A 12804-nucleotide genomic window follows, 5' to 3' on the forward strand; every position below is an offset into this window, starting at 1 on the left:
GGTGTACGCCTTCAACGTGGACAGCAGCCTTGACCTGGAGCAGATCGCCCGTAGAATGGAAGACAACCGCACGTTGCGGAATCAGACCATGTCCATCGCGCAAAAACTGATCGCCCAGGGCCGTGAAGAAGGCTATGGGCAGGGTGTGCTGAAGACTTGCCTGCGGCTGGCGCGGAAAAAGTGGGGCGCGCTTTCGGACGAGACGATTGCCGCGATTGAATCCCTGAACTATGGCCAGTTGGAGCAGCTCACGGAGGACCTCCTGGACATGAGCAGCGAGGCCGATCTGAAGCAGTGGATGCAGGCCCAGGCCGGACATTAACGGCCTTTGCGGAGAAAGACGGCCGGGATGCCAATCTGGGTCTAGAAGGCCGAAACGGATTCTAACCTGCCGATGTGAGCAATCGTATCAGAGCAGACAGGCCTGGACCAGCGCATCCTTCACGCGCAGGACGTCTTCGTCCTGCATGGCGGGGAACATGGGGAGGGTGATGCACTCTTCGTAGTAGCGTTCGGCCTCGGGAAAGTCGCCTTTTTTGAAGCCGAACTGGGCGTAGTCAGGCTGCAGGTGCACGGGGATGTAATGGACGTTAACGCCGATGCCCTGGGAGCGCAGGCTTTCAAAAACTTGCCGCCGGGTGCGGGGGGCGATCTCATCGAGATTCAGCCGGATCATGTACAGATGCCAGCCGCTGATGCCGGCGGGATCCCGGGCCAGGGGGCGCAAGGGCAGCCCGGCGAGGGTGCGGTCGTAAAGGTCGGCGATTTCACGGCGGCGGGCGGCGAAGCTGTCCAGGCGGTCCATCTGGCTGGCTCCGAGAGCGGCCTGGATGTCCGTCATGCGGTAGTTATAACCAAGCTCAATCTGCTGGTAATACCAGGGGCCGTCGCTCTCCCCTTGCATGCGGTCGGCATCGCGGGTGATGCCATGGGTGCGCAGGGTGGCGATGCGCCAGGCCAGCTCGTCATCATTAACGGTGATCATGCCGCCTTCGCCGCTGGTGATGATTTTTACGGGGTGGAAGCTGTGCGAGGCGGCGTCCGACCAGCGGCAGTTACCGATGCGCTCGCCCTGATAGGTGCCGCCCAGGGCATGGGCGGCGTCTTCCAGGATGCGAAAGCCATACTTCTGCCCCAGTGCATGGATACGCGGCATGTTGCAGGACTGGCCAGCGAAGTGAACGGGAACGACAATCTTGGGCAGGCGGCCGGTTTTTTCAGCGGCCTGAAGCTTGGCTTCAAGCTGCTCCACACTCATGCAGGCGGTGCCGGGGTCCACATCCACAAAATCCACCTTTGCTCCGCAGTAGCGGCCTGCATTGGAAGAAGCGACAAAGGTGTTGGGAGAGGTCCACAGCCAGTCACCAGGGCCCAGGCCCATGGCCAGGGCGGCGCAATGCAGGGTGGCGGTACCGTTGGACATGGCAATGCCATGTCTGGCACCGCACCAGTCGGCGACAGCCTTTTCAAAGCGCGGGATGGCAGGACCCTGGGTGAGGAAGTCGGAATGCAGTACCTCCACCACGGCGGCGATGTCCGCCTCATTGAGGGACTGGCGGCCGTAGGGTAGGAAATCGGCGGCCATGATCAGACGATGTCAAACGTCGGGTCCACGTACTGGTGGATCATGGAGCGGATCTCCGCCACGGTCATCCACTCAGTATTGGTGCCAGAGTTGTAGGCGAAGTCAGGCGCCACCGGGCTGCCTTTGTGGTGGTCGCCAAACAGCTTCATCGTGGCTGCGTAGCCGCGGGAGTGGCTGGGGACGATGATGTAATGCTTGTCCGTGGTCAGCGTCTGCATGGCGTCGGTGGAGGTGACCATTTCTTCATGAATCTTCTCCCCAGGACGGATGCCGACGACGGGTTTTTCACAATCCGGGCCGATGGCTTCCGCCACGTCGGTGATGCGATAGCTGGGGATTTTCGGCACGAAAATTTCACCGCCCAGAGCATGCTCCAGCGCGTGCTGGACCAGCTCCACACCTTCTTCAAGGGTGATGTTAAAACGGGTCATGGCGGGGTCTGTGATCGGCAGGACGCCGGTCTTGCGGCGGTCCAGGAAGAACGGAATGACGGAGCCGCGTGAGCCCATGACATTGCCATAACGGACGACGCTGAAGCGGATGTCGCGGGCACCTTTGACGTTGTTCGCGGCGATGAAAAGCTTGTCCGAGCAGAGCTTCGTCGCACCGTAGAGGTTGATCGGCGCGGCGGCCTTGTCGGTGGAAAGGGCCACCACATTGGTCACCTTGTTGTCCAGGCAGGCCTCGATGATGTTTTCCGCCCCGAGGACGTTGGTCTTGATGAACTCCATCGGGTTGTACTCCGCCGCCGGGACCTGCTTGAGAGCAGCGGCGTGGATGACGGTGTCTATGCCTTCCAGGGCGCGGCAGAGGCGCTGGCGGTCGCGGACATCGCCGATGAAAAAGCGCAGCCGGGGGTCCGTGAAGGTCTGGGCCATCTCGAACTGCTTCAGTTCATCACGCGAGTAAATGACGATGCGTTTGACGTCCGGATCGGCGAGCAGGGTGGCGATGCATTTCTTACCGAATGAGCCGGTACCTCCGGTGACGAGAATCGAGCGGGCTGATGACACAATAATGAATGTTCCTGGGTTGGTGAAAGGGGGCTGGCGAAGGCTGAGTAAAGTCCTGACAGGCGATGCTGGCAAGACGGGATTTAGGGAGGAAGGGACAAAGCGGGCAAAATCAGAGCCGCACGTTCCTTCCTCTGGGAGGCTATTTTTTCCGGCGCAGCAGCAGCAGTTCCGAGTGATAACCGTCCACCGTCTGATAGCCGAAGGGGTGGACATTGCGGTCCACCAGTTCGTAATCAGGCAGCATGACCAGGTAGTCATCGCCCAAAATGGGCGTCTCCACTCCGGCGAGCTGGCCGGGTTTGCGCAGTTGCTTGCCCTCCCGCATGTTGCGCAGGAGGATCCAGCGGGTTTTCAGGCGGGTGATGTGCTGTAGATAGTTGGTGACGATGTGCGGCTCCATTTCCTGGAAGGAGATGAAGTTGACGAACAGATCTGCAGTACCCCGCAGTTTTTCGATCTGCCAGGCGCAGAGCACCGCCATGGGAGTCAGCGAACTGATTTCAATTTCTTCCTGGTCCCGCGTCTGCGCATAGGTGGTCACCTGGTCAGCACCCAGGGTCTGGCTGAGATAATACTGGGCGACGTAGCTGATGGGCGGGATGTCAATGTCCACATAGTGCAGGTCCTCAATGCCAGCACTGGCGAGAATTTCCCCCAAGGTGCCAAAACCGCCGCCGATCTCCACAACGGTGCGGATCTCTTCATCAGCCTGAAGGTGCCTTTTCAGCATGCAGAGCCCCAGGAGGTAATTTAAGGCGGAGCGGGAAAACCAGCGGCCTTCAAACTCAAAGTGCTCGACGGGATTGCCTGCGGTGCCTTCGGAAAATGTGTGAAGAAAGGGCCGCTTGGAGGGTATGTCGGCCGCCAGGAGCACTCGGTAATCGGCCTTGGCCGCAGCCTGTCCAGATAAAAACTGCTCCAGGCCGAGCCAGGGTTTTTTGGCCTCAGGCATGGCCTGTTGCAGAGTGGAGAGCAGCAGGGCGGAGGTTTCCTTATTGATGAAGTTTCCCGGTGTGCCGTAGGTCGGGGCGAAGAAGCTCAGCGGGTAGCGCAGGGAACGGAAGTTTTCGATGCCATGCTCGCACAGCTCATCCACGATGCGCGAGGAGGCTTCATCCCAGAAGGGGCTAGGCCGGTAAAGTTCGTCCTGGGTCCGCATGTCATCGCGGGCGGTGGTCAGTTCCGGATAGGCGGGGGATGGCAGCATGCAGGTGGGCGCTAGAGTGGACATGTCGGATTAACCTGCAAGCGCGATTTGTGAAGTGGAACCGATACATCCTGTCCTCTCCTGACTGAGACAGTGATTGCGGGAGGGCCATTTTATGTCAACTGTCCCTGTGTCGCAGCCCCCCCCGCCTCAGCCACCCCGCCGCCGTTTTTGGAAATGGTGCAAGCGGCTGCTGTTCGTTTTCCTGCTTTTGCTGGTGATCCTGGTGGCCTTTCACCGTCCCATCATCCGGGGGCTCATCACCTGGATCGGCCCCAAGGCCGCTGCTTCGCTGGATCTGCCCCTGAGCTGGCAGGTGCAGGGCTCCCTGTGGGGTGATTTTAAATTGGCCAATATCGAGACGGGTGGTGGCGAAGGCCACTGGCTGCCGGTCGCCAAAATCGGCGAACTCAGCGCCGACTACGATTGGCGTCTTTTGAAAAACAAGGACTTCGAAAACGCGGTGAACCGCATCACCCTGCATGACGTCGAAGCGGAGGTGGACCTGCGCAAGCTGCCACCGGGGAAGGAGCCCGATGTTCCAAAGCCCGAAAAAGAAAAGTCCGGCCAGCTGCCGCCCATCGTGTGGCCGCGCACGGTGGACATCAAAAACGTCAACGCCACCGTCACCCTCGCAGACGGTAGCCTCCTCATCATTCGGGGGCTGACGCTCCAGATGGGCGAAGGCATGCCCGGCATCTTTGAATGCCAGGAGTTGCGCCGCGAGCCGGGCAATCTCGCCCTGGAGAATGTGAAGGCAGATGTCCTCTGGGAGCCGCGCAGCCTCACCATTCAAAATCTCACTCTGCCCAAGGCCGTCATCATGGAGCGCCTCGTCGTGGATCTCCACGGCATGTGGGACAGCCAGAGCTCGGCGGCGGTGGAGCTGGTGGCCAAGCTCGGTGCCGCCAGCTTCGATGTGCAGGCGACAGCCTCGGGCCTTTTGAAACCTCCGCTCAGCGTGACGGCGAAGGTGCAGGGTCGTGATCTGCGCTCCGAAGAACTGCAAACGCTGGGCCTGCCTGCGAATGTGTTTTTTGAAAACGGCAAGCTGGATTTGCAAGCCGCAGGTGATCCCACCACTCCCATCCAGATGGGCGTGGAAATGAACCTGTCTTTGGCAAACATCCGCACCGCCGGGGCCACCGTGGATGCGATCAGCGTCGCTGCCACCGTCAAGGATGGCCTTGCCCAGGTGCAGTCCATTCAGGTAAACCGGGGTGAAAACCAGGTCCTGGTCACGGCGGAGGCCACCCTGCCTGCGGACCTCAAGGACCTGGCCACCACCTCCTGGACGGCCAAACTTGAAGCCACCCTGCCTAAGGCCACGGAATTTCTCGACCAGCCGCCGCCTGTCCTGGGCAGCCTGGCTATAAAAGCCACCGCTGAGGGGAAGGGGGCTAACGACGTGAAAGCGCAGGGTGAGCTCACCGGGGAGACCCTGGCCTTCCAGACCTACCGGCTCCCGCAGCTCCGCACGGTCTTTTCCCTGGATGGCAAAACCGCCCGCCTGGAGATTCCCGGCCTGGAGCTTGGCACGGGCAATTCCATCGCGCTGAAGGCCAGCCTGCTGATGGAGGATGCGATGCCGGTGGATGCCTCCTGGCTGATCCGGGTCACGGATCCGGCGCTGCTGATGGAAACCACCGGCCTGCCGCCGCCGCCCAAGACTGTGAAGGGCGTCATCGAAACGGTGGGCAATGCCAAATTGAATGTCCAGGATCTGAGTGCGAAAAACTATGATGCGCTGGTGGCGGACATGAACGTGACGGTCAATGAAGCCCGCTATGGGGAGGGCGAGCTTCAGCAGCTCTCCCTGCGCGCCAGGGTGGAGAAAGGCGAGGCCCTTTTGGACAGCATTACAATTCGTCTGGATGCGAAGAATGCCATTGACCTGACCGGCCAGATGAACCTCACGGCCCCCCACCTTTTTCAGGCCAAAGGAGACATTGGTCTGGCGGAGCTGACCGTTCTCAACACCTGGCTGAAGACCTTCGAGGCCCCGCTGATGGAAAGCGGTGCAGTGACCGGCAAGCTGGATGTCACCGGCCAGCTCCAGCCCTGGCAGTCTCAGGGCAGCGTGCGCCTGGAGGCCACGACAGTGCGCACCGCCGCCATGCCGCAGCCCGCCAATGCCACGCTGGACACGACCTTTGAAGGCACGCGGGCAGAGTTAACAAAGCTGGAGGCCACCCTGGGCCCCTGGCGCCTGGCCGTGAAGGGCACGGTGGATGAAAAGCAGGCGGAACTGGCCGAACTAAAAGTGTGGCAAAACAAGACCGAGCTGCTCAACGGCACCGTCTTTGCCCCCTTTGACCTGATGAAGCCTGACGTCACCGATGGCCAGCCGATGAACGTTTCCATCGTTGCCAAAGACCTGCGCATGGGAGAGATCCTGGCCGCCGCCGGCATCCAGAACATCCCGCCCAGCATCCTGAATGCGGACATCCAGGTGACCGGGCGGCTTGATACCGCCAAGGGCCGGGTCTTTGTGGAGGTGAAGGATGTCAAAGTTCCCAATGCTCCCAAAGCCTTCAAGCCGGCCACGCTGCGCACAGAAACTACTCTGGAAAATGGTCGCATCAACACGCTCTCCACCGTCGTGCAGCCGCCGCTGCAAACGCTTACCGTGGAAGGCGACCTGCCCTTTGACATCCCGGCGCTCATGAAGGAGCCTGCCAAGCTGAAGGCTACGCCATTGAATCTTCGTGTGACCTTGCCACAAAGCGACCTGGGCTTTCTTCGCGAGTACGCACCGGACATGATCAGCTCCATCCCGGGCAGGCTCAAGATTGATGCCGAGATCAAGGGCACGGTGGGCAAGCCTGTCATCAGTGGCGAGGTGGATCTGAGCATCAGCGAAATCGCCTGGTCCAAGCCGGACCTGCCCTCCGTGCGCGCTGTGCGGGCCCTTATTCAGGCCAATGGCCAGAAGATCACCGTCCAGGAAGTCTCTGCTGTGCTGGCCGGCGGCCGTGTGAAACTGGACGGCACAGTGGATGCCACCGATCTGAAAAATCCAGGTCTCAACCTCAGCTTAATGGCACGGGAGGCGCTTGTTTTCCGCGATCCCACCACCTCCGTCCGGGCCAATGGCGACATCACCTGCCGCGGCACCCTCCAGCAGTCCACCGTCGCCGGGCTGGTGGAAATCGTCCGTGGGCGCGTCTTCAAGGAAATTGACCTGCTGCCCGTGCTGAAGCTGCCCGCAGACGTGCCCCCCGTTCCTGAAAACACCGCCCGCAGTGAGGCGAAGCTGACCCTGCCGCCCATCGTCAAAGACTGGGTGTTTAATGTCAATGTCCGGACCCGCGATCCCGTCCTGGTTTCAGGTAATCTGGCCAATGGAGCGGTTTCCGCCGATGTGCGGCTGGGCGGCACCGGTGCCTCTCCTCAACTCACCGGCTTTGCCAATGTGGACCGCCTGCTTTTGAAGCTGCCCTTTAGCGTCGTCAAGGTCACCAAAGGGGTCATCACCCTGCGGCCAGATCATCCCTTCGATCCGGACCTCGATATCCGGGGGGAATCTCGCATGGGCAGCTATGACATCACCCTTTACATTTATGGGGACTCCACCAGCCCCAAGACCCGTTTCACCAGCACCCCGCCGATGAGTGAGACGAACATCATCACCATGCTGGCCACCGGCACCACCCTGGACGGCTCCGCCAGTGAACTGGCCTCCGAGGCAGCCACCCGTGCCGCCTTCCTTTTCCTTAGCGAGTTCTATCGCAAGACCTTTAACAAGAAAAAAGTCGTCCGCGAGGAACCGCCCAAACTGAACATGACCTTCAATCCGTCCGGGGCTGACCGTGGCAATGACAGTGTGCAGGCCACCTATGATCTGTCTGAAAAATGGCGGCTTACAGGCCGGTTCACCCAGACCGGGCGCATGGAAGCCATGCTCGGGTATGTGCTTCGCTTCGGCGAGGCCGCCCTGGCCATGGATGAACGGACTTCCTCTCCCCTGGACACCACCTCCGAGATAAGTCCCACCCCCGTTCCTGTTCCTTCCGTCCAGGCCCCGCAGCCTTCCTCTTCCGTGGCTCCTTGATGCGGGTTGGACATAAGCTGTCTATGGAGCCCGACGATCCGTCGGCACCGTGAGGGGCTCAGAGGAAGGAAGAAGAGATTTGGAATGAGGAAGGCAGAAGGGACGTGGGCAGGGGCACCTTTTAACAAGATTGACAAAATTTTGAATGAGGGAGCCGGTGCGTGGAGCAGTGAGCGGAAGTGAGGGATTGCCACGGTGGTCCCTGCCGCGCAAAGCGTCTTGGAGTGCGGTGAAAGCGCTCAAGCGCAGCACTGCTCTTCAATGGAGGTGCCTATGGCCTAACAGCTTGTGTGGCATAAAGTGTGCCGTGTGGCCAGGGCTATTCAAGTGCAGGCGGCGGTGTGAGTGCCGCCTGGACTCCGGCGGGAGCGGCGCTGCCGGGGCAATGACTTGCGTCTTGCCTCTATGCTCTGCACCCGGGACGCTCTGCGCCTGCGGGGACCGGCTTACGGCGGGGGGCACAAAAAAGGGCACGCCGAAATGCTTCGGCGTGCCCGGTTGAGACCTTAATAAATCAGGGTTTGGCTTCGGTGGCTGCCGGTGCGGCGGCGGCGGGGGCAGCCGCATCAGCCCCTTTGTTCAGTTCCACCACGATCTGGTCGGTGATGTCCACGGCATCCTTGTAATAGATAAGGACCGGGACGGTGGAAAGGCTCATGCCTGACTTGTCAAAAATAAAGTCATAACCTTCCGTCTTGGCCTTGTCACGGACGACGACGAGGATCTCATCATAGATGCCACGACGGATCTGCACGTCTTCCTGCTTGAGCTGGGTGGAGCGGCGGTTCTGCTGCTCACCGATTTCCTGCTCCAGCGCACGCAGTTCCTGGCCCTTGTTCTCAAATTCAGCCGCCTTTTTCGCCCGGGCATCCGGGGTCATGATTGGATCGCTTGCTTCTTTTTTCAGCTTCTGCATGTCGGTCATCAAATTCTTGTAAACGGCCCAGCGGTCGTTCATTTCGGATTGAGCCTTGTCCACATTGCCCTTGAAGTCAGCAGCAGCTTTCTTGGTTTTGTGAAATTCAGAGAAGGCTTTGGACATGTCCACGACGCCAAATTTCAGGTCAGCAGCGCTGGCCAGGGTGATGCTGGCAGATAAAAAAGCTAAAGTCAGAAGACGGATCATAGAGGAAGTTAAGTGATATCTAACGGGAATTTGTTCAATGTGAGGAATTCTGGGCTTAGAATTTGTAGCCCATGTTGAACTGGAAGCGCGGGCTGTCGCCGGTGAAGTCGTCTTTCACGAGGGGCAGGCCCAGGTCCAGGCGGATCGGGCCGATAGGCAGGAACATGCGCAGACCGACGCCGATGTTGGAATACACCTCGCCATCACCCACAATCGGGCCGCCATTCTTCACGCCACGGGCATCTCTGCCGCCGGCTGCTGTGACATCCGTGGAGATGTAACCCACATCGTAGAAGACCGCTCCGCGCACCTTCTCAATGATCGGGAAGGAATATTCAATGCTGGCGTACATGGAAACGTTACCACCGATAGGCTCACCGCTGTCATCTTTGGGGCCAGCTTCACGGAAGTCATAACCGCGCAGATTGTTGGCACCGCCGAGGAAGAGACGTTCGAAGATCGGCACGTCGCCATTCGCATTGCCGGAATTGCCCCAGCCGTCGGCGATGCGGGCCATCCCCTCAAAGCTCAGGATGGTGTCCCCTGGAAGAGAGAAGAACTGCTGGCCGCCAATGTTGCCGCCCCAGACTTCCACATCACCACCCAGGCCGGAAGCCATGAGGCCCACTTCGAATTTATGGCCCTTGCGGGTGATGAAGACGCTGTCACGGGTGTCATGCACGAAGCCGAAATCGAACTTGCTCTGAAGGAAGTCACCTTCTTCGTTGCGAATGATGTTGGTTGGATCTTCATCATCGTTCACATCCAGATTGATGTTCTGAAGCGTGTAGGTCGTCTCAAAGTAAGAGTGCTCACCCACGGGTTTGCGCAGGCTCAGAGCCATCCCGGCATTGGTCTGCTCATAGCGGTCAGCCTGGGAGAGGTAGAACATGTTACGGTAGAACATTTCAACTGTGAAGGCCAGTTTCTGACCCAGGAACCAAGGCTCGGTCCAGGACAGGTTGAAATCCTGACGGCGCGGGCCGTAGCGGATGTTCATGTTAAAGCGCTGGCCGGCACCGCGGAAGTCACCCCAGTCGGAGATGTCAAAGTTGGTCTGTGTCACGTCAATGAAACCCACGATGCTGTCAATGGAGCTGAAACCTGCACCGAAGTTCACGGAACCCGTGGACTTTTCCGTGACGTTGACTTCGATGTCCTTGAAGCCGTCCACTTCAGTGGAGACTGGGCGCACGGTCAGCGGGTTGGCTTCACCTTTGCCTTCGAAGTAGTTCAAGTTTTCCAGACGGGTCTGGGCGGTTTCAAGCTGGACGGTGTTGAGCTCGTCCCCAGGAGACATCGGCAGTTCCCGACGGATGACTTCGTCCTGGGTCTTCATGTTGCCGCTGATGTTGACTTTGCGGATGAAGGATTTGCCGCCTTCATACACGCTGTAAGTGACGTTGAGGAGGCCGGGGCCGGCATCGGACAGGCGGGTTTCCACCCGTGCATCAGCATAACCGCGGGAGCCGTAATAATCCTGGATCATTTTTTCATCTCCACGGACATCGCTGCCGGAATAGGGGCGGCCTGCTTCCGTGAGGATGGCGGGGGTGAGCTCCTCCTGGGAGAAAATGGTGATGCCTTGGATGGTGACGGAGGCGACATCATACTTGCCGCCTTCCGTGATTTCAAAAACGAGTGCCACCTTGTCGCTCCCGGACTCTTCACGGCGGTAGCCGACCCGCACATAGACGTAACCGATGTCCTGGTAGGCCTGCTCAATCTTCCGGACGTCATCCAGCACGGCCTGGTTGTCCAGCTTGCCGGCCTTGCCCCAGAGGCGCCAGAAGGTTTTTTCCTTGGAGGTTAGTTCAGCGCGCAGCTTGCGGTCACTGATGGCGGTGTTGCCTTCAAAGCGGATGTCACCAATCAAACCCCGGCCGCCTTCTTCAATCTTAAACAGCACGGTGGAGAAACCTTCTTTTGCTGAGGGACTGACATCATAAGTCACCAGCACGTCGGAGAACCCTTTTTTCGTGTAGAGTTCGAGGATCTTCTGCTGAGCCGCCACCAGCTTGGTATCATCCACCGGATCACCCACTTTGATTTCGATTTCCTTGGCCAGCTTGGCGTTGTCAAATGCTGCATTGCCAAGGAAGCCCAGTTCAGCAATGCCGCCACGTCCGGAGATCGTCACGATTACCTTGACCCCACCGGCCACATTCACTGCATTGATGTCCACATTCTCCACTGCACCCGTTGCATACAGGGAGCGCAGATCACGCTCCACCGACTCATCTGTGTACGGCTCACCTTCACGGGTGGACATCTGGGCCCGCACACGTGCGGGATCCATCGTGGCCGGACCTGTGAAAACAACATCTACCTCGCGCACGATTTTGCGGCCGACAGCAGCTGGGGAATCCAGCGAAACCTGTGCCTGGCTGCCAAGAGGGGTGAGGGAGAAGAGGGCGGCGACCAGGAAAGGGCGCAGGGCGTTTTGGGGAGAAGAGAGGACTCCGTGAATCATAACGGCTTGAGTGGGTTCGGGAGAAGTGCTGAGGAGATCTCGCCTAAAGAGGCGGGAGCACAGCAGTAATGCTGACCTTCATAAGGGGCGTCAAGGTGTAAAAACAGGTTTGACCTCTAAGTTTTGCAAAAGAAAACCCGCCCGGACGGGGGCGTCCTGGGCGGGTTTGGGGGAAATTTTGCTCCTGCTGAACACTCAACGGAACAGTTCCCGGAAGAATCCACGCGTTTCTTTGCGGGCATTGTCCGTCCAGTTCCAGGTCTTGCGCGCTGCTCTTTTGACAGCGCGGGCGGCCCTTTCTCCTTCGTCCCCTTCATCATTGGCCGTGGAGGCTGGCACTTTCGGCGACCAGTCCTGGAAACTGACCGCTCCTGTTGCTGCGGAAACCACCACAAAACCCACTTCGTATCCGGTGTCGTCTTTCATGGCCATGCCCCATTCGGGAGTTCCGGTCTCGGCATTGGCTGCAAGCTGGTAGTCAATGCTGGCAAAGGTGGTCTGCGCCAGCGCTGCCGATTTGGCCGCTACCACCCGTGCATCGGCACTCCTGTAGCGCAGTTTGCTGAAGTCTATCGCCATTGGCGGCACCCGGTCCAAAATCCTTGTTCCCGCGCCTGCAGGACTGGCTTTCCACACCGGACCTTCCATCTTCACGCTGATGCGAAGGATGTCCGCCGGGCGGAAGGCATCCCTGGCATAGGCCGTCCACTCGATAGGCTCGGCGGTGGTGCTGCTGCCTTTGATGAGCACAATGCTCTCCGCAATGGCGGTGCCGAAGCTCTGGGCCACAGCACCCGGCACCTCGGGATTGGCCGGGAGGCTGGTGGCGAAGGCGAGAAAGACAAATGTCAGGCTGGGAAGGAGCTTTTTCATGGTGACGACAGCATAAGAACGGTGCCAAGATGAATCAAGACGGCTTTCTTCTTCTCACGACTTCGGTTTTCCCGCTTGCGGCAGCCCCCTGTATCCTGATAATGCCCGCCCTTTCTTCCTCCCGCATGAGCGCCACCCCACCCACCGAAACCTCCTTTGAACAGGCCATGGACCGCCTGGAGGAAATCGTCGTGCTCATGGAGGGGGACCGCATGCCCCTGGATGAAATGGTCACCAGCTACGAAGAGGGCATGGGCCTGCTCAAAACCTGCCGCCAGCGCATTGAGGTGGCCCGTCGTCGCATCGAGGTCATCACGGCTGACGCAGAGGGCCGCACGATGGTGGCATCCTTTGATCCCGCCGCTGCCGAATCGGCTGAGGAGAAAACCCAAGCCCGCCCTGTCCCTGCCGCCCGCAAAAAGAAGCCTGCCGAAGCCGCTGAGGACACTGACGACATCCGACTTTTCTGA

General features: G+C 59.5%; 9 protein-coding genes. 3 read left to right on the forward strand and 6 right to left on the reverse strand.

Annotated elements, in window-relative coordinates:
• Positions 1 to 322: DUF4351 domain-containing protein (locus tag WJU23_RS23170; RefSeq protein WP_346335017.1), on the forward strand; the 322-nt coding region annotated here is incomplete at its 5' end.
• Between the two features lie 87 nt (positions 323 to 409).
• On the opposite strand, the gene pseC is transcribed toward WJU23_RS23170, so the two are convergent.
• The 3 genes from pseC to WJU23_RS23185 all read right to left on the reverse strand — a co-directional run bounded on the left by pseC (position 410) and on the right by WJU23_RS23185 (position 3832).
• A complete protein-coding gene (pseC, locus tag WJU23_RS23175; RefSeq protein WP_346335018.1) occupies positions 410 to 1585 on the reverse strand; it encodes a UDP-4-amino-4,6-dideoxy-N-acetyl-beta-L-altrosamine transaminase in 1176 nt (391 codons plus the stop codon).
• 2 nt (positions 1586 to 1587) lie between these two features.
• A complete protein-coding gene (pseB, locus tag WJU23_RS23180) occupies positions 1588 to 2604 on the reverse strand; it encodes a UDP-N-acetylglucosamine 4,6-dehydratase (inverting) (protein ID WP_346335055.1) in 1017 nt (338 codons plus the stop codon).
• A 136-nt stretch (positions 2605 to 2740) separates the two neighbouring features.
• Entirely contained in the window at positions 2741 to 3832 is a 1092-nt protein-coding gene (locus WJU23_RS23185) for a putative sugar O-methyltransferase (protein WP_346335019.1), read from the reverse strand.
• Positions 3833 to 3938: 106 nt separating this feature from the next.
• Here WJU23_RS23185 and WJU23_RS23190 point away from each other — a divergent pair, with 106 nt between their 5' ends.
• On the forward strand, positions 3939 to 7862 hold the full coding sequence (locus WJU23_RS23190) for a translocation/assembly module TamB domain-containing protein (protein WP_346335020.1): 3924 nt from the start codon (positions 3939 to 3941) through the stop codon (positions 7860 to 7862).
• Between the two features lie 514 nt (positions 7863 to 8376).
• Here WJU23_RS23190 and WJU23_RS23195 read toward each other — a convergent pair.
• The 3 genes from WJU23_RS23195 to WJU23_RS23205 form a co-directional block, all read right to left on the reverse strand.
• Positions 8377 to 8988, reverse strand: coding sequence for an OmpH family outer membrane protein (locus tag WJU23_RS23195; RefSeq protein ID WP_346335021.1), 612 nt, complete (start codon positions 8986 to 8988; stop codon positions 8377 to 8379).
• 55 nt (positions 8989 to 9043) lie between these two features.
• Positions 9044 to 11461, reverse strand: coding sequence for an outer membrane protein assembly factor BamA (bamA, locus tag WJU23_RS23200; protein WP_346335022.1), 2418 nt, complete (start codon positions 11459 to 11461; stop codon positions 9044 to 9046).
• 195 nt (positions 11462 to 11656) lie between these two features.
• The gene (locus WJU23_RS23205; RefSeq protein ID WP_346335023.1) at positions 11657 to 12334 is read right to left on the reverse strand and encodes a hypothetical protein; all 678 of its coding nucleotides are present in this window, start codon (positions 12332 to 12334) and stop codon (positions 11657 to 11659) included.
• 125 nt (positions 12335 to 12459) lie between these two features.
• On the opposite strand from WJU23_RS23205, the gene xseB reads away from it, so the two are divergent.
• Entirely contained in the window at positions 12460 to 12804 is a 345-nt protein-coding gene (gene xseB / locus WJU23_RS23210) for an exodeoxyribonuclease VII small subunit (protein ID WP_346335024.1), read from the forward strand.

This window comes from Prosthecobacter sp. SYSU 5D2 (assembly GCF_039655865.1).
Taxonomy (GTDB): Bacteria; Verrucomicrobiota; Verrucomicrobiia; order Verrucomicrobiales; family Verrucomicrobiaceae; genus Prosthecobacter.

What these genes read in the sequence shown, in the direction of transcription:
- WJU23_RS23185 (WP_346335019.1), bottom strand. Translation starts at nt 3,832, where the DNA reads ATGTCCACTCTAGCGCCCACCTGCATGCTGCCATCCCCCGCCTATCCG.
- xseB (WP_346335024.1), top strand. Translation starts at nt 12,460, where the DNA reads ATGAGCGCCACCCCACCCACCGAAACCTCCTTTGAACAGGCCATGGAC.
- WJU23_RS23205 (WP_346335023.1), bottom strand. Translation starts at nt 12,334, where the DNA reads ATGAAAAAGCTCCTTCCCAGCCTGACATTTGTCTTTCTCGCCTTCGCC.
- pseC (WP_346335018.1), bottom strand. Translation starts at nt 1,585, where the DNA reads ATGGCCGCCGATTTCCTACCCTACGGCCGCCAGTCCCTCAATGAGGCG.
- WJU23_RS23195 (WP_346335021.1), bottom strand. Translation starts at nt 8,988, where the DNA reads ATGATCCGTCTTCTGACTTTAGCTTTTTTATCTGCCAGCATCACCCTG.
- bamA (WP_346335022.1), bottom strand. Translation starts at nt 11,461, where the DNA reads ATGATTCACGGAGTCCTCTCTTCTCCCCAAAACGCCCTGCGCCCTTTC.